The organism is Paenibacillus sp. NPDC057934, from assembly GCF_042887565.1.
Taxonomy (GTDB): domain Bacteria; phylum Bacillota; class Bacilli; order Paenibacillales; family Paenibacillaceae; genus Paenibacillus_AQ.
The window spans coordinates 482,137-499,696 of the sequence record NZ_JBHVPB010000004.1; the positions used below are offsets into that span (position 1 = coordinate 482,137).

Annotated in this window: 15 protein-coding genes; 10 read left to right on the forward strand and 5 right to left on the reverse strand. The window is 49.2% G+C overall.

Annotation, left to right across the window (positions count from 1 at the left end; genetic code table 11):
- Positions 1-8 precede the first annotated feature (8 nt).
- Positions 9-989 (forward strand): glycosyltransferase family 2 protein, encoded by a 981-nt coding sequence (locus tag ACFVRY_RS12030; RefSeq protein WP_387500418.1) that lies wholly within the window; start codon positions 9-11, stop codon positions 987-989.
- Between the two features lie 459 nt (positions 990-1,448).
- On the opposite strand, the gene ACFVRY_RS12035 is transcribed toward ACFVRY_RS12030, so the two are convergent.
- The 3 genes from ACFVRY_RS12035 to ACFVRY_RS12045 all read right to left on the reverse strand — a co-directional run bounded on the left by ACFVRY_RS12035 (position 1,449) and on the right by ACFVRY_RS12045 (position 4,540).
- Positions 1,449-1,940, reverse strand: a complete 492-nt coding sequence (locus ACFVRY_RS12035) for a hypothetical protein (RefSeq protein WP_387500419.1) — start codon at positions 1,938-1,940, stop codon at positions 1,449-1,451.
- Between the two features lie 294 nt (positions 1,941-2,234).
- Positions 2,235-3,857 (reverse strand): sensor histidine kinase, encoded by a 1,623-nt coding sequence (locus ACFVRY_RS12040; protein WP_387500420.1) that lies wholly within the window; start codon positions 3,855-3,857, stop codon positions 2,235-2,237.
- Positions 3,854-4,540, reverse strand: a complete 687-nt coding sequence (locus ACFVRY_RS12045) for a response regulator transcription factor (protein WP_387430607.1) — start codon at positions 4,538-4,540, stop codon at positions 3,854-3,856. The genes ACFVRY_RS12040 and ACFVRY_RS12045 overlap by 4 nt, the downstream gene beginning before the upstream one ends.
- Positions 4,541-5,004: 464 nt before the next feature.
- Here ACFVRY_RS12045 and ACFVRY_RS12050 point away from each other — a divergent pair, with 464 nt between their 5' ends.
- The 3 genes from ACFVRY_RS12050 to ACFVRY_RS12060 all read left to right on the forward strand — a co-directional run bounded on the left by ACFVRY_RS12050 (position 5,005) and on the right by ACFVRY_RS12060 (position 9,805).
- Positions 5,005-6,168 carry a glucose-1-phosphate adenylyltransferase gene (locus ACFVRY_RS12050; protein ID WP_387500421.1) on the forward strand — a complete coding sequence of 388 codons (1,164 nt, stop codon included), beginning with the start codon at positions 5,005-5,007 and terminating at the stop codon, positions 6,166-6,168.
- 24 nt (positions 6,169-6,192) lie between these two features.
- Positions 6,193-7,296, forward strand: coding sequence for a glucose-1-phosphate adenylyltransferase subunit GlgD (gene glgD / locus ACFVRY_RS12055; protein ID WP_066374518.1), 1,104 nt, complete (start codon positions 6,193-6,195; stop codon positions 7,294-7,296).
- Between the two features lie 76 nt (positions 7,297-7,372).
- A complete protein-coding gene (locus ACFVRY_RS12060; protein ID WP_387500423.1) occupies positions 7,373-9,805 on the forward strand; it encodes a glycogen/starch/alpha-glucan phosphorylase in 2,433 nt (810 codons plus the stop codon).
- A gap of 95 nt (positions 9,806-9,900) precedes the next feature.
- Here the strand turns inward: ACFVRY_RS12060 and ACFVRY_RS12065 are convergent, their stop codons facing one another.
- On the reverse strand, positions 9,901-10,380 hold the full coding sequence (locus ACFVRY_RS12065) for a GAF domain-containing protein (protein WP_387500424.1): 480 nt from the start codon (positions 10,378-10,380) through the stop codon (positions 9,901-9,903).
- 223 nt (positions 10,381-10,603) lie between these two features.
- Here ACFVRY_RS12065 and ACFVRY_RS12070 point away from each other — a divergent pair, with 223 nt between their 5' ends.
- The 4 genes from ACFVRY_RS12070 to ACFVRY_RS12085 all read left to right on the forward strand — a co-directional run bounded on the left by ACFVRY_RS12070 (position 10,604) and on the right by ACFVRY_RS12085 (position 13,312).
- Positions 10,604-10,903, forward strand: a complete 300-nt coding sequence (locus tag ACFVRY_RS12070) for a hypothetical protein (protein ID WP_387500425.1) — start codon at positions 10,604-10,606, stop codon at positions 10,901-10,903.
- 166 nt (positions 10,904-11,069) lie between these two features.
- A complete protein-coding gene (locus ACFVRY_RS12075) occupies positions 11,070-11,654 on the forward strand; it encodes a GNAT family N-acetyltransferase (protein WP_387500426.1) in 585 nt (194 codons plus the stop codon).
- Between the two features lie 5 nt (positions 11,655-11,659).
- Positions 11,660-13,159: an MDR family MFS transporter gene (locus tag ACFVRY_RS12080; RefSeq protein WP_387500495.1), complete on the forward strand. Its 1,500-nt coding sequence runs from the start codon at positions 11,660-11,662 to the stop codon at positions 13,157-13,159.
- Between the two features lie 6 nt (positions 13,160-13,165).
- Positions 13,166-13,312 carry a hypothetical protein gene (locus tag ACFVRY_RS12085; protein ID WP_387500427.1) on the forward strand — a complete coding sequence of 49 codons (147 nt, stop codon included), beginning with the start codon at positions 13,166-13,168 and terminating at the stop codon, positions 13,310-13,312.
- Positions 13,313-13,788: 476 nt separating this feature from the next.
- On the opposite strand, the gene ACFVRY_RS12090 is transcribed toward ACFVRY_RS12085, so the two are convergent.
- On the reverse strand, positions 13,789-14,256 hold the full coding sequence (locus tag ACFVRY_RS12090; RefSeq protein WP_387500428.1) for a MarR family winged helix-turn-helix transcriptional regulator: 468 nt from the start codon (positions 14,254-14,256) through the stop codon (positions 13,789-13,791).
- Positions 14,257-14,602: 346 nt separating this feature from the next.
- Here ACFVRY_RS12090 and ACFVRY_RS12095 point away from each other — a divergent pair, with 346 nt between their 5' ends.
- Together ACFVRY_RS12095 and ACFVRY_RS12100 are read left to right on the forward strand one after the other, a co-directional pair.
- Entirely contained in the window at positions 14,603-16,345 is a 1,743-nt protein-coding gene (locus tag ACFVRY_RS12095) for a cache domain-containing sensor histidine kinase (protein WP_387500429.1), read from the forward strand.
- Entirely contained in the window at positions 16,338-17,360 is a 1,023-nt protein-coding gene (locus ACFVRY_RS12100; protein WP_387500430.1) for a response regulator, read from the forward strand. Before ACFVRY_RS12095 ends, ACFVRY_RS12100 begins: the two co-directional genes overlap by 8 nt.
- Positions 17,361-17,560 lie beyond the last annotated feature (200 nt).

Here is a 17,560-nt window from a genome sequence, read left to right on the forward strand (position 1 = left end):
TAGCGTCCATGAGTGCAACCATACGCTATTCCATTATCATACCGATGTTTAACGAGGAAGCAGTTATTCAAGAGACGTACCGGAGGATCAAAAAAGTAATGGGCACAACGGGTGAGCCGTACGAGCTTCTTTTCGTGAATGATGGCAGCACCGACCATTGTGCAGACATGATCGAGGAGTATAGCCACTGGGACGAGAGCGTCCGCTTGATCGACCTGTCCCGCAACTTTGGGCATCAGGTGGCAATCACGGCAGGCATGGATTATGCCCAGGGCGATGCGATTGTCATTATTGACGCGGATCTTCAGGACCCGCCGAAACTGATTCTGGAGATGATAGAAGAATGGAAAGTGGGCTTTGAAGTGGTGTATGCCAAACGGGTGAAGCGACGCGGGGAATCGTTGTTCAAAAAATGGACGGCAAGCCTATTTTATCGGGTGCTACGCTATTCCACGGATATATCAATCCCGGTAGATACGGGCGATTTTCGCCTTATCGACCGTAAAGTTTGTGACCAGCTAAAGCGTCTGCCCGAGAAAAACCGTTTTGTACGCGGGCTCGTCAGCTGGGTCGGTTTTCGGCAAAAAGCTATCGAATACGAGCGCGACGAACGCCTTGCCGGTGAGACCAAATATCCGCTGAAGCGCATGATCAAACTATCCCTGGATGGAATCACTTCTTTCTCGTACAAGCCGCTGAAGCTGGCCGGGTATCTTGGTGGGGTACTGTCGGCTGCTGGTTTTCTCTACCTGATGGATGTGCTGTATCTGGCGATCTTTACGGATTCTGTAGTAAAAGGCTGGGCATCGATGATCGGCATCACCCTGACGTTCAACGGATTCGTGCTAGTCATGCTCGGCATTCTCGGAGAGTATGTCGGCCGCATTTACGACGAGACTAAAGGACGTCCGCTATATATCGTACAGGAGGTATACGGAGGCCAGCCGCAGGTGGTTCAGGAGAAGCGCAAGATTCAGCTGAACAAATAATGCTCAAGGCTTCTTTGCTCGTTTTACTAAAATAGGGGATGCCCTTCCAGCGAATGTTTGCGCTGTGGGCAATCCCCCTTTCAAAAACAGGATTTTCTCCAGTTAAATCTGAGGGAAATCCTGTTTTTTTATTATTTAGCTGGAAATTCTGCCGTTAATCATCGGTAATTTAGCAGATATGACCTCGCAAGGCCAGAATAACTGGAGAAATTCCAGTTATTGCAGTAGTTTTCGGGTATGACGGCGAATTAGCGGGAGAAAATCCAGTTATAGGCGGTGAATCAGACTAAACTTTGAGCGCAGCCAGTCATTAGTCAGTCTCAAGCAGTCTCAAGCAGTCTCCAACTAGTTTCCAAAAGTACTTAACCAGTCTCAAATCAGTCTCAAACCGTTCCCAAGCTGGTCCCTAGCCAGCCTTCAACCGGTCTCCAACTGCCTCTAACCATAAAAACTGGTTGTTTAAAACAGTTTTTGAAACGCAGCTTTGTCAAACCTATCTCCTTGCACAAGCCATTTGCCATCCACAAGCAATAAAGTCAAAATCCCTTCTAACGGAACCCGCACACTCTCCTTCTCTTGGTCCAATAAGACAAGGTCAGCCGTATACTTTAAATCGGTCCAATCATCCGTCTGATCTAATACTGTGAGTTTAAGATTCTCTGATGTAACCGACGCCTGATGGGTATGAGCTACACTTACGGGTAAGGTTGTATAGCGGGTAGCAATTGCTTTTTTAGAAAAGTTTTCTGTAAAAAAAGGCTTCATTTCCTCATTCCGCTTTTCAATGGATTCGATAGAGAGCAAGTTATCTGAGGCTGCCACGTTGTATTCTTTATTTTTGTAGGTTTCAGCAGCCTGAATCGCTGCATTCTCCGCTTTATTGGTATTGCATCCCGTGATTAAGATAGTTGCCAGCGCTGTTGAACATAATATCCATAGAAGCTTCTTCATACTGTGAATTCACCTCTCTTAAGAATAACCTTTAGTGTTAACCCTTGCCTAATCACCCCGAACCTTCAGCGCAGTAAAACAGCTCCGAGAGCATATGCTAAGTTTGACGAAGCCTAAACGCCTTGAACCCTCAACGCAGTAAAACTACATCGAAGCATGCGCCAAAATTTACAAATCCTAGCTGTGTGTAAAATATACCGGTGGCTCCCAGCTCTTTCTATGACCTTGCTCAGGCAACAAAAATAGCAAGCTCCGGCGTATCTCCGGCACTTGCTATTATAACTTGAATAGTCACTATTTGGATATTACTTCCAGACAAGGGAGGGATATTATGAAGACTGTTTCTACACCAGGAATGCTGGTGACGCTGATGTCCCCGCCATGGGCCTCGACGATGGACTTCGAGATCGACAGGCCCAGCCCGGACCCTCCGTATTTGCGGGTCCGGGAGGAGTCGCTGCGGTAGAAGCGGTCAAAGACGCGGGGCAGATGCTCGGCAGTGATGCCGGAGCCGTTGTCGCTCACGGTCAGCTCCGCCCGCGGCCCCCGGGCATGCAGTGCGATGTGGATGACGCCCTCCTGGTCATCCGTGTGCTGCACTGCATTGTGGAACAGGTTCAGGATCACCTGTTTGATTTTGTCGGCATCATAGAGGCCATGGATGCCGTAGGCAATATCGAAGCTGACCCGGCGGTTCCCGGCCAGCACGAGCAGACCTGGCGTCATCTCCTTCAAGATGCCGCCGAGCTCAAGATCAGTGAGGCGCAGCTGTGGTGCGCCGTCCATACGGGCCAACAGCAGCAGATCCTCGACTAGCTTGTTGATCCGCTTCGATTCGCCGTGCATGCTGTTAAGCGCGCTGTACAGCTGCTCACTGTTGTCAGCGGCGCCGCGAAGTAGGACCTCCAGAAAGCCGTGGATGGAGGTCAAGGGAGTCCGCAGCTCATGAGAGGCATCAGCGGCGAAGCGCCGCATCTGTTCTTTGGCTTCCCGCTCGTTGCGGAAGGAGACCTCCAGACGCTCAAGCATCGCGTTGAACGATTGGGACAGCTTGTCGATCTCCATCTGCCCCTGAAACACCGGGAACCGCACATTCAGGTTGCCGGCATCAATGCGCTGGGCGGCGTCCCCCATATTGGACAGGGGGACGAGTGTCTTTCGCAGTGCAGGCAGATACAAGAACAAGCCGGCGAGCAGAGCTGCCAAGGACAAGGCAGCGAAGATGAATAGCTGCTGCAGGATGATATCCTTCAGCGGACCGGTTTCCACTGTCATTTGCAGCAGCAGCCTTGAATTTCCCGGCCTGCCCAGATTCATGAAGACAGCAAGGTGCTCGCTGCCGTCTTCGGCGGTGATCAGCTTATATTTACCTGTGGCCCGATCGGGTGTCCGCTTCAGCAGTTCCTGATACTCTTCATTGGTTAATCTGGGAGCAGCCGTCGTAGACAGCGTATCCTGCTGAAAATCCTTGAAGGTGCCATCCGAGCTGTAGATGGCAAGAGTCGCGTGGGCGTCCAGCAATAGTGGCCGTCCTGTACCGTTGCGGAAGTTGCCGGGCACTATGCTTCCGGCCGGATTATCGAAGCGGCTACCGTTCCCGCCGCCGAAATTCTCATTAGGCTTGTTTGTACCGGCCTCATCCCTCAAGGAATAATTTAAGAAGTTAAAGAAAAACTCACGGGGAACAGACCGCAGTTGAGTTTCCATAGCCTCCGCTCTGTTCGTATAGGTGAAGTTGCGCATCAGGATATATTGCAATACACCAATGAGCAGCAGCAGCATGGACAGGATCAGCAGCGAGATGGACAACAACTGTTTGCGGAGGGAACGGGGAGCAAAACGATCCCATACCGTGCGAAGTCTACTTCGTCCACTCGTCACTCCAAGGTTGCCTCCCTTACGCGATGGCCCGGTCATTCCAGATCCACCCGGTAGCCGGCACCGCGCAGAGTACGGATAATACGATGTTCTTTATCGCCCAGCTTTTCACGCAGGGAACGGATATACACCTCTACGATGTTCTCCTCTCCGCCAAAATCATACCCCCATACCTTGTCAAGGATCATGGGTTTGCTGAGAACGAGACCATGATTCATTACAAGATACTGGAGCAGCTCATATTCGGTGGGTGACAGCTCCAGCACCTCACCGCGGAAACGGATTTCCTTGCCTCTCCCGTCAATGCGGAAGGGACCGAGGCGTACCTCACCCAGCAGCCCGGGGAATTGGTTGCGCAGCCGGGCCTGTATTCTTGCCAGCAGCTCCTCAAAGCTGAACGGTTTAATCATATAATCGTCCGCACCAATAGATAGACCTTTGACGCGGTCATCGACCTCGTCTTTGGCGGTCAGCATAATCACTGCGATATCGTTCTCTTCTGAACGGAGATAGTGACACACTTCGAAACCGTCCATTCCTGGCATCATGACATCTAGAATGGCGACATGTGGCTTGAAATCAGCGGCCTCGGCAATAGCCGTCAGCCCGTCGGGAGCCGTTCTAACTTCAAAACCTTCATTGACCAAGCCCAGTTCCAGAAACTGCAGAATATGCGGCTCATCATCAACTAGCAGCAGCCTGACGCCTTGGGTAGCCTTCATACCGATCCCTCCAAAGTTCTGATACCCTATTATGCCACAACTATTTGAACGTTTGCTGAAGATCGGTACAGGCTTCTCTGTCTTACAAAAACGACTTTCTTCAACATGATGCGCAGTGGTTAATCAATAGGATAAGAGATTCATGTGCTTAATAGGCAATAGGGTTATATTTTCTTATTTTTCATTCCTGTGAGAAAGGGTTTTGACGGCGGCTAGCGAACAATTTACAATAAGAATAACTTACCCGGTATGGAGAGCCCTCTCCAGTCAAGGTAGGCCATTAGAACGACCCCGTTTCCCCGTTTGTAACCTTGTCTAAGTTTCCTATCTCAACTCATTTCTTTGCGGTTCACTTCTTTCTGGAATTTTGATTTCAGGCGTCATTCTATCCATTCCACTTCTTAATCACTCAACCTTATTTATTGCAGAAGCTTTAATACCCATAAGTCAAGGGAGGCTCTTCCATGAAGAAAAAAGAAATGGTAGCCATGCTATTGGCAGGAGGCCAAGGGAAAAGGTTGAAGGGATTGACCAAATCACTTGCCAAGCCAGCTGTTTATTTTGGGGGGACCTATCGCATTATTGATTTTCCTTTGAGTAACTGCTCCAATTCGGGGATTGACACGGTGGGAGTACTTACGCAATATGAACCGCTTGTGCTGCACTCATACATTGGCGTAGGCAGTGATTGGGATTTGAATCGTAAGAACGGTGGGGTATTCGTACTGCCGCCGCATGAGCGGGAGAACGGCAGCAGTTGGTACAGGGGAACGGCAGATGCGATTTACCGCAATCTCAAATTTGTGGAGCAATTCGACCCGGAACACGTGCTGATTCTCTCGGGTGACCACATCTATAAAATGGACTACAACGCTATGCTTCAATACCACAAGGAGCGGGGAGCCGATTGCACAATCTCGGTGATCGACGTTCCGCTAGAGGAAGCAAGCCGTTTTGGCATACTTAACACGGAGGATGACCTCAAGATTTACGAGTTTGAGGAAAAGCCCGCGCAGCCCAAAAGCACACTTGCTTCAATGGGCGTATATATTTTTAAATGGGAAGTCCTTCGGAGGCACCTGCTGGAGGATGGGGAAAACGCTGATTCCTCCCATGATTTCGGCAAGGATATCATCCCTCTGATGCTGGCGGACGGCCAGTCGCTCTATGCATATCCGTATGAAGGCTACTGGCGGGATGTGGGAACAGTGACTAGTCTCTGGGAAGCGAACATGGACCTGCTCAGTGACGAGCCGCCGCTCAATCTCAATGACCCCGGCTGGCGCATCTTTACCCGCAATCCGAACCAACCGGCCCAATATGTGGCCCCCGGAGCCAACGTCTCCGGCAGCATTATTAACGAGGGCTGCATTGTCTATGGTGAGGTTAAGCACTCGGTGCTCTTTTACGGCGTGGAGATTGGTGAGGGCAGTTTAATCACGGATTCGGTGATCATGCCCAAGGTCAAGATTGGCAAGAACGTACGGATACACAAAGCAATCATCAGCGAGAACACGGTGATTGAGGATTATATGGAGATTGGCACCCAGCGGGAGAATGAGGAAGAGATTCTGCTGGTCGACGATAGAAGCAAAAAACGTATTTCCGTTGCAGCCAAAACCATATAACCATGTAGAGGACGGTGGAATCCGATGAAGCAACTGATGGGTGTAATCAATCTGGATCATGAACTCGACAAGCTGAATGAGCTAACCTATTTCCGCTGCGGCGCAGCCGTGCCTTTTGCCAGCCGTTATCGCCTGATTGACTTTGTGCTCTCCAATATGATGCGTGCAGATCTGGAGAGCGTAGGGCTATTCGTTCGCCGCAAATACCGATCGCTTATGGACCATCTAGGCGACGGGAAGTCATGGGATATGAACCGCAAGCATGGCGGACTGTTTATTTTACCTCCGGATTGGAACGACCCGACCGACACCTCACAAGGTGACCTCCAGCACTACCACAACAATCTCGATTTCTTCAAGCGGGCCTCCGCCAAATACATCGTGTTCTCGGGCAGCCAGCACGTGAATACGATCGACCTTCAGGATCTCTATCGCTATCATCTAGACAAAGGCGCTGACGTTACACTCGTCTATAAGAAAATCGAGCATCTCCAACCGGAGCATGATCTGTGCCGACGTATTGAATGCGATGAAGATCAACAGGTCACCGAAATTCACCACGAGAAGGACCACCCCAACCTCTATCTTGATATTTTTATTATGGAAAAAGAACTGTTCCTGGAGAAGGTTGAATACTGCATCGCCCATGGGGAGAGTTATTTCTTCCGGGATGTCATCCAGAAGCAGCGCCACAAACTCAAAATTGCCGCCTATGAATACCATGGTTATCATGCTGTTATCAATTCTTTAGAGAGCTATTACAAGAACAGCCTGGAATTGCTCCGGCAGGACAATTACTTCAGCCTGTTCCGGGAGAATCCGGTGCAGACGAAGATCAAATATGAAGCGCCAACCCGTTATCTGGAGAGCGCGAATGTCAGCAACTCGCTGGTGGCTAACGGCTGCATTATCGGCGGTACGGTGGAGAATAGCATTATTTTCCGTGGAGTACAGGTCCGAAAGGGCGCAAGGATTATCAACTCGGTCATTATGCAGAAATGTGTGATTGAAGAGGATGCTGTTATTGAGAATGTCATTATGGATAAGGACGTCCATCTCAGCAGGGAACGTATCCTTGTCGGAGATCATAAACGTCCATTCGTCATCGCCAAGAGCAGCAAGATTTAGCAGGAGAAATCCGGGTAATCCGGTTGTTGTCTGTCGGTTGTTTTACTAAAAAAGCATTGTTAGGAGGAACCATCTGTTGTTTAACGATAAAGAAACCTTCAAACAAGTGTTCCGCGAGAGACTCATCGGAAATTTAGGCAAACCGCTCGCAGAAGCTTCGAACGCCGATGTCTACAATATTTTGGGAAGCATGATCCGCGAACGCGCTGGAAGCAATTGGGCAGATACGAATCAGAAGTATAAGGTGGATAAGGATAAGCAGGTTTACTATTTTTCAATGGAGTTTCTGATCGGCAGGCTTCTCGGCAATAACCTGTTGAACATGGGTGTGCTGGAACTTGTGCGTGAGGGACTGACCGAACTCGGCTTTACCCTTCAGGATGTTGAAGAGGAGGAAGCAGATGCGGGCCTCGGCAATGGTGGTCTCGGGCGTCTGGCAGCTTGCTTCCTGGACTCGCTGGCTTCCCTGCAATATGCGGGGCATGGATGCGGGATACGATACAAATACGGTCTGTTCGAGCAGAAGATTGTTGACGGGTATCAGGTGGAGTTGCCCGATTACTGGTTGCAGAAGGACAACGTATGGGAAGTGCGCCGTGAAGACAAGGCTGTGGAGGTGCGTTTCTGGGGACGGGTGGAGACGGATGCCAAGGATGGAGAATTGATCTTTACGCATAAAGACTACGAGGCCGTGCGGGCGGTGCCTTACGACATTCCTATTATTGGTGCTGATCACAGGCATGTGAACACGCTGCGCAACTGGAGCGCAGAGTCGATTACGCAGCCGTCCCGGACACTTGGGGTGCTGGGCGGATCGGATTATCACAAATACCTGGAATACAAACGATCCGTTGAATCCATCTCGGAATTCCTCTACCCTGATGATACAGAGTATGAAGGCAAGCTACTGCGGCTGAAGCAGCAATACTTCCTCTGCAGCGCAGGGCTGCAAAGTATCCTTCGAACCTTCGGAAAGCTGAGTCTGTCATTTGAAGAACTGCCGAACAAGGTAGCCCTGCATATCAACGATACACATCCTACGCTGGTGATCCCGGAGTTGATGCGGATTCTAATGGATGAGAAGGGGTTTGGTTGGGATCAGGCGTGGGACATCACAACCCGTATGGTCTCTTATACGAACCATACCATTCTGAGCGAGGCATTGGAGAAGTGGCCGCTGCAGATGGTAAAAGAATTGCTGCCGCGTATCTTCCTCATTATCGAGGAGATCAATGCCCGCTTCTGTGGCGAACTGATGAGCCGCTATCCTGGTGATCAGGACCGCATCGCGCAGATGGCGATTATTCATGACGATCAAGTGCGTATGGCTCATCTGGCGATTGTGGCCAGCCACAGTGTGAACGGGGTCGCGGCGCTGCACACAGAAATTCTGAAAAAGCGTGAAATGCGGCTGTTCAACGAGATGTACCCGCATCGTTTTAACAACAAGACGAACGGGATTACTCACCGGCGCTGGCTGCTGCACGCCAACCCTGAATTGGCTGGGCTGATTAATGACTCTATCGGTACCCGCTGGAAGCATCATCCGCAAGAGATGATCGGGCTGATCAAATACGGTGAGGATGCGTCTTTCCAGGAGCAAATCGCTGGTATTAAACGCCGCAACAAGCTCGGTCTGGCTGAATATATCAACAGTAAGCATGGGATATGGGTAGACCCAGATTCCATCTTTGATGTTCAAGTGAAGCGGCTGCATGCCTATAAACGTCAACTGCTGAATATCCTGCATATTATCCATCTTTACAATCAGATCAAAGACAATCCTTCGATGGATATGGTGCCGCGCACCTTTATCTTCGGGGCCAAGGCTGCACCAAGCTATCATCTGGCGAAGCGGATTATCAAGCTGATTAATACCGTGGCCGATGTCGTCAACAATGATTCTGATATCAAAGACAAGGTGAAGATTTTCTTCCTGGAAAATTACTCGGTTTCCCTGGCGGAGAAGATTATCCCTGCAGCAGATGTCAGCGAGCAGATCTCTACAGCAAGTAAGGAAGCGTCCGGCACCGGGAACATGAAATTTATGATGAATGGTGCGTTAACGATCGGGACGATGGACGGGGCTAACGTGGAGATGCATGAAATGGTGGGCGACAATAATATGTTCCTGTTCGGCCTGCGGGCGGAGCAGGTGCTTGATTATTACCAGCATGGCGGTTATAACGCTCGTGATGTCTATAACGGCGACGGCAGGGTCAAAGAGGTGCTGGACCAGTTGATTACACCGGGGCCAATCTGTAATCACACTCAGGAATTTGAGACCATCTATCATTCGCTACTGGATAATAATGATGAGTTCTTCGTCCTCAAGGATTTTGCCAGCTATGTCGAGACCCAGGTCGAGATTGATCTGGCTTACCGCAATCGTAAAGAGTGGATTAAGAAATCGATCATCAACATCGGCCATTCCGGCAAATTCTCCAGTGACAATACCATTAGCCGGTATGCGTCCGAGATTTGGAACATCCGTCCCGTCTTGCTCTAGTGGCAATAATAGATAAATAAACAAAAGAACGGCTGCGCCTCTTGTTACGGAGGGGGCAGCCGTTTTTGTTGTGATTTTTAATGAGACGAAAGGGCTTAGATAGCTTCCACGATAATCGCTGCGAACCGTTCCAGAAAACGGCGCTCTTCGTCGTCAAAACGATCCTTGAGCGGACTGTCGATATCCAGAACGCCGAGTAGTTCGCCTTCTCTGATCAGTGGAACCACAATCTCGCTGTTGGAGGCGGCGTCACAGGCAATATGCCCTGGGAAGGTATGGACATCGTCCACGACCAGTGTGCGGCGCTCCGATGCAGCTGTACCGCATACTCCACGGCCTAGCGGAATACGGATACAGGCGGGCAGGCCCTGGAAGGGTCCCAGTACCAGCTCATTGCCATCAAATAAGTAGAAGCCGGCCCAGTTCGTGTCCGGCAAAGCGTGTTTAAGCAGTGCTGAGGCATTAGCCAGATTGGCCATCGCGCTCGGTTCGTCCTTGATGAGTGCCGCGAGTTGAGTCAGAACCATCTCGAATTGCTCGCTGCGTGTTCCATCATAAGGCATAGCCTGAAACATAAAGCATCACCATCCTGTACCTTTGAGTCAGTATAATTCCTTAACTGTATCTACCAACATAGTACAGCCCGGAAGGTACGTCAAGCCTGAAGCGGATGAAGCATGAAATCTTGACCAAGCCGGTATCCATTGACTGGAAAGTGAAGGGACTATGTTTCCGCTGGCACCCCTAAGGGTAATGCAATAATAAATACTGAAGGCTCATGGCCGGAAGGAGTGGAATATGCGCGCCGATGTACAGAACTTGTTCGTAGGAATTCACATGCTCTATTTTGCACATGAGAAGGATTTGACGATTACGGGGATGCAGCCTGAACTGGAGAAACTAGGGTACCGGGTGGCTGAACGCGAAGTGAAGCAGGAACTGGAACGGCTGACCCAAGAGAATTTCCTGACCGCCCATGATGATGCCTATAGCATCACAGGCACAGGCATTGAAGAATTTAAGGCTATACAGGATAAGCTGGGGGTTCTCTGCACGGAAGTGCTGAAGCCGGTCAAGGCGGCAGGAACTACAGGTTAATTCGGTAAGGATAATTAAACATAAGCGTCTGTAGTCGGGTATTGATTGCTGCCTGATTAACGACGCTGTTTTTGTGTGCAATACAGTATTTCATGGATATGCCCTCTCTTCTGCAAGAGAGGTCTGCAAATTGATGTATAATAAGTAAAGTTGAGGAGGCGAGAGCGTGGAGTCACACAATGAAGAGACACCTGAGTTAGTGGGGGCCAGAGTGAGGCTGCGGGCGTTGTCGATGGATGACGCAGATGCACTGCATGCCATCTGGAGTGATCATAGTGTTGCCCGCTGGCTGGGGGCTCCACCGCTGGCCTCCGTGGAAGAAACCCGTGAACTGGTGGCGCTTCTTCTACAAATGGCGCTAGAGGAAGAAAGCAAGCGCTGGTGCATCGTGCTGCCTGGCGGACAAGTTGTCGGTAGCTGTGGCTTCAATTACTGGCAGCTGCCCGGTGCTTACCGTGGTGAGTTCGGATGCGATCTAGCGCCAGCTTACTGGGGACAAGGCTATATGACAGAAGCGCTAAAGTTGCTGCTGGATTACGGGTTCGAGCAGATGGGACTGAACCGGATTGAGGCACTGTGTCATCCCGTCAACACAAGAGCTGCACGTCTGATGTCTTCGCTGGGCTTCGAACGCGAGGGCCTGCTGAGGCAGTACCGTCATACCCCCTCAGGTTATGAAGATTCCGTTCTGTACGCCTTGCTCCGTCAAGACTTTCGGAGAGATTACTTAGAGAGAGAAGGATTAAAGTGAGCGACATGGGAGAAAAAGAACGCCGGCTTATTTTGATTGGTGTCCTGCTGGCTACTTTTTTGGCTGCGATTGAGGGTACCGTAACTGGCCCTGCCGGTCCGGCGATCGTCGGTGATTTTCAGGGCATTCAATGGCTGAGCTGGATATTCACAGCTTATCTGCTGGCTATGGCTGTCAGCACGCCGATATTCGGCAAAATCAGCGACCTGTTCGGCCGCAAGCCTGTCTTTATCGGCGGTGCCGCGGTCTTTTTGCTGGGCTCGTTGTTGTGCGGGATTTCGCAAAGTATGGAACAACTGATTGTGTTCAGAGCTATTCAGGGGATTGGTGCCGGGGCGCTGATTCCGATGACCTTTACGATTATGGGTGATATCTACACTCTTGAAGAGCGAGCCAAAAAACAAGGACTACTAAGTTCTGTCTGGGGGATTTCCTCGTTGATTGGCCCGCTCCTTGGCGGGTATGTCGTCGATTATTTAAGCTGGCGCTGGGTATTTGTATTCAATCTGCCCTTTGGCCTGCTATCTATTGTATTCATCGCGCGTTATTTGAAGGAAGGAAAAGTGCGCCGGAAAGCAAATATTGATGTCGCGGGCGTGCTGCTGTTTGCCGCCGGGATGAGTGCGCTGCTCTTTGGGCTTACGGTCGGCGGTCAGAATCTAGCTTGGTCTTCGCCGCTGCTGCTCTCCATCTTAGGGGCATCTGTAATTCTGCTAATTGTGTTCGTCATGGTAGAACGGCGCGTGGCTGAGCCGATGCTTCCGCTCGGGCTGTTTCGGATCCGGAACATTTCCGTATCCACAGTGGCTAATGTACTGGTCAGTATGCTTATTATCGGGCTCTCTACGTATATCCCGCTTTGGGTACAGGGTGTGAAGGGCCAAAGTGCAACGATGTCCGGGATAGTGCTGGCACCTTTGTCCGTAGCCTGGGTATTTGGTTCTTTCGCGGGCGGTCGAATGATTCTCCGCGCGGGTGCCCGCCGGGCAGGTCTCATCGGCACCTTTTTCATAGCTGTAGGCGTAGTTGGGTTAATCTTCCTTGCGGGGCATTCATCGCAAGCGCTGCTGTTGATCCTGATGACAGTGGCCGGGATTGGTTTCGGCTTTGCTTCGATAGTGTTCACTATCATTGCCCAGTCCTCAGTAGGGCATGAACAGCGCGGAGCTTCTACAGCCTTGAACACTTTTACCCGTTCACTGGGTCAGACGGTCGGAGTGGCGATTTTTGGTTCGTGGCTTAATTTGAAGATTAACAGTCTGCTGTCAAAACAACCGGGCGGGGAGAACGCCGGGGGCGATATTAATCAATTGCTGAACCCGCATGGCGGAAGCTCCTTATCAGGAGAAGCCTGGAGCACACTTCGCGGCGCACTTGAAGGTGGTCTTCACTCGCTGTTTATCGTGATGGCCGTGATTTCTGTCTTATCCTTGATCTTCAGCTTTGGGCTCCGCAGCGGAGTGCCTTCTGCTTCAGAGGAAGGTCTGTCTTTGAAGAAGGCGTAGGGTATCATGCGTAAAGCTTGTCTCGATAGTTTATCTGAGACAGACGGTGCAAAACGTGAAGTTACCGTGGTTGTTGTAATCAAAGGTGATAAGGTATCTTATATTTCGAAAAAATCCGCTCATTTGGGGATCAAATGCAGCATTGTACCTTAATTTTCATGGGAAGAGCTAATTAGGGTCAGGGGTGCAATTAACGACATTTTTGTATCTTAATTCTTCTGAAATAGTTCTTTCAGCGTAGTTTTTCGAAAATAAGATACAATAATGACCTTATTTCCCTATTTTACCTATATCCCAAAAATATAAGATACAAAAATGCTCTTAGTTGAGGAAATTGGTCATTTTCTCACTGTTAAGAAGACAGTTCAGGGTGAGTTTGTGTCCTACAGTGTTAACTTCATCAGAATCACGCCAGGTCTTCTGTTGAATTTTACATTCGATTAACATACGTAATCCATCCTTGTTTATTACCTTTAAAAACTAGCTATAGAGCTTGGCAAAAGGCTCTCATCCTTCGCAAACGGTGGAAGGATGAGAGCCTTTTGTTCTGTACTCGGAGGTACATTTTATTTAGTACATTTTGATGAAAAACCTAGCGTGGCCACGTGTAGCTATACTGCTCAATTCTCTTACTTGCGCGGAAGCGGAGACAGCTTCTCAGCCTGCAGGCCCATCTTCTTAAGCAGCACGATCATCTGCTCCTTCTCTTCGTCGCTTAGCCCGCTGAACGCTAGATGTAATCTCTCCGAATACTTCGGATACATCTCGTTCATCAGACGTTCGCCCTCCGCTGTTAACTCGGCAAAGATCACCCGCCGGTCAGTTGGGCAAGGCTTGCGCTGCAGATATCCGCGCTCCTCTAGCTTGTCGATGACGTAGGTGACGTTGCCGCTTTGCAGCAGAAGCTTGGCCCCGATCTGCTGGATCGGCTGCGGCCCTTTATAGTACAGAACTTCCATAACAGCGAAGGCTGTCGGATTGAAGCCTTCGATTTTGCTACCAGTAACGGCGTGCTCGTTGATGCTTTTGAAAGACTTGGCGAATACCCGGTACAAATGCAGTGTTAATTGAGTATCACGTTCATAAGATTGTATCATGCTTCTCCACCCTCTATAAGTTAATCGTGTGAACGCGTCGCACGGTATGATGTCAATGCCTGTATTGCTAGGGTCACCTGTGCAGCGATCCTGAGATAACTTTACAATACGTTAAAGAAACGCAGAAGAACATGTGATTTGTCACAATGAGCACACTTTTAATTATTAAAAATCAAACAATTTTTTGAACCGGTCCATTTTCTCTTCTTTTTCCGCAATAAAGCAAAGATGTTTTGGTTGTTCTGCAGGCATCGGACGGTATAATGGAGGGGATATGCGGAAGTTTCACTTGTGACACACTTGAGTCATCAGCTTGGCTTGCGGGCAGAAAAAAGGGAGTGTTGTCTTGCTTCATTCGAACCGAACCTATTTCAATTTCCGGTCGCTGCGGGGGCGGTTGGCCTTCGTGCTGGTACTGGCGGCTATCTTTCCGATTGTCGTCATTGGTTTTATTTCTTACCGCTGGATTTACACCGTACAGACGCAGAAGATCGATCAGGATTTGCAGAATAGCGTGATATGGCAGAAGGAAGAGCTGGAGCGGAAAATCGAGGAAATGGAAAGGGTATCCCAACTCCTCGATATAGAGGGCGGTATTGGCCGTGATGTCGTACGCTTTTTGGACAGCACTGCTCCTTATGAACGTTCTACGCTATATAGGAATATCTCATCTTCTATGGCCAATGTTAACTTTTCCAATCCTAATTTGGGTGCCATGTTCTTCTATTCTCCGGATTCCAGTCAGAAAGTGATGTTTCCGAATTCACCGGATCTTGCCGGATTTGAACCGGAGCGCTTGAAATTGTTATTTCAGCAACGTAATTTTTCCTATTACGGTCCTGACGACACGCTTACCCGAACGGATAACAATCTTGTATTTTCATTGATGCGAAAGCTGGAGAATTCTCCGAGGCCGCCGCTCTATGTATATATTGAGATTAAGGTTGTTGGCTTCAGCGATCAATTTGCCGATACCTCTGGCCGTTCTCCGGGGGATCATCTCTATTACACACTGATGAATGACAGCGGCGAACTTCTATTCAGTAACTTGCCGGAAGCCTCATCGGTGGGCATAGACGGGGAGCATCCGCTGCCCGCTGGCTATAAAGCTTTTGAAGCGAATGGACAACATGGGTGGAAGCTATATCAATTCGTGCCTATGAAGGATTACAAGCATGAAATCAACAAATGGATTTCGCAGTTTATACTGTTCTCGCTTTTGTCGCTTTTGTTTGGGGTGTCTCTGGCTTGGGGCGTCTGGCGCATGGTGTATCGGCCGCTGCGTATGGTGAATCATGAGATTTTGAATTTCAGGCAGCAGCGCGTTGCTGAGCCTCCTACCGATACCGGGCTGGTTGAATTTAACCATATTCTTTACAATATTACAGAGATGCGAAACCGCATACATGAGCTGATTACAGACGTAGAGGAAAAAGAAAAACGGCGCGGCAAGCTCGAGGTGGAGAAATTGCTGGTGCAGATCAACCCGCATTTTTTGCATAACACTTTGAATACGATTCAATGGTTAGCCCGTATGCAGGGTCAGAGCAACATAGCGCAGCTAGTGACGATTTTTACAAGAGTGCTGCATTATAATCTCGGCAAGCAGAATATTATTGTCGAATTAAGGGCGGAAATTGCTGCTTTGAAAGACTATATTGAATTGCAAAATATACGCTATGACCATATATTTAACGTGGACATTCAAGTTCCAGATGAGCTTCTGGACATACAGGTGCCGAGATTTATTCTGCAACCCCTTGTTGAAAACGCTCTATATCATGCTTTTAATCAAGATGAGGGTGAGATTACCGTGCTTGCTGTGCTGGAAAATCCGGATACGCTTATGATTGAGGTGCGCGATAACGGCTCCGGCATACCGGCGGCGAAGCTGACGGAGATGTTAAGTGAAGAACGGATTGACCAAGGGTCCGGCTTAGGGATCGGTCTGCGATATGTACGCAAAATGCTTGAGGTTTACTACGGTGATTCAGCAGAATGGATTGTGGAAAGTCATCTGGATGCGGGGACCTCTATTGTAATGAAGCTGCCTACTGTGATCAGGGAGGAGAGGGTACGTAATGATTGAAGCTCTTATAGTCGATGATGAAGGTCTGGTCCGTAAAGGCTTGCGGGTCATGCTTCCCTGGGAGCAGCACGGCATTCGGATTGTCGGGGAAGCAGCCAGTGCCGAAAAGGCGTTGGAGTTCATGCAAACTCATTCCATTCGCCTACTGGTAACGGATATTACGATGCCGGGGATGTCGGGACTTGAACTCATCGAACATCTGAATGAGATCCACTCGCCAGTCAAGGCGGTTATTCTAACCTGTCACCAGGATTTTAATTATATTCAGCAGGCACTCCGCCTTGGCGCTATCGATTATATTGTCAAAACACAACTGGAGGATCAGGACCTGAATGCTCTGCTAGGCCGAATCGCTGCTGCTGTCAATCAGGCAGAGACGGAACTGGAGGTTTCAGGAGCAGCGCCTGAGATGACGATGGCGATGTTGGATCAAGAAATGCACAAACTTGCATGGGTATTTCCAGATGAGGAATTTGAGCGTCTAATGAATACCATGCAAGCGAAGAATAATGGACTTGACCTGCAGACGGCGATCGGGAATTGGTATGATTTTGTCCATCAGGCATTCCCCCGATTTGAAAAGAATGATCTTTTACCGGAGAGTGGTTCAGGTAACCACAACGTATCCCGGTTAGTGATCCAGCGTCAACACTTGCAAAAGTGGCTGCGTGCTTCCGGCTACAATGAGGAGGTTCTGGTATCGATTATCCGTGCCATCAGTCTGATTCTGGAAGACAGGGAAGAACCACTGAAGCAGTCCGGGCTAGCCAGAGAAGTGAACTTAAGCCAAAGCTATTTTAGTATATCCTTTAAAGAGGTCATGCGGATGTCCTTCACGTCCTATATGCAATGGGTCAGTATTGAGCGGGCGAAGCAACTGCTCCGTTATACGAACCAGCCCATTTACTGGATTGCTGAACAATGCGGTTTTACGGATCAGCGTTACTTCAGCCGGATTTTTAAAGACGCAACAGGGATGCTACCTAGTGAGTTCAAGCAAACTTCTACTCCGTGAACTTATTCTATTAACCTATATCTGCCACACCTTATCAAAACCATGGTCTCTTACGTGGTTTTTTTCTTTTTTTAGGTGGATGATTTTTAGGAAAGAGATGTGTCGTTGATTGCACAAAAAATTCATACAAGACGAGAATGATAACCTGTCACTCCTTTTTGTAAACGCTTGCTATAATCACAGTGTACTTATCATAAACA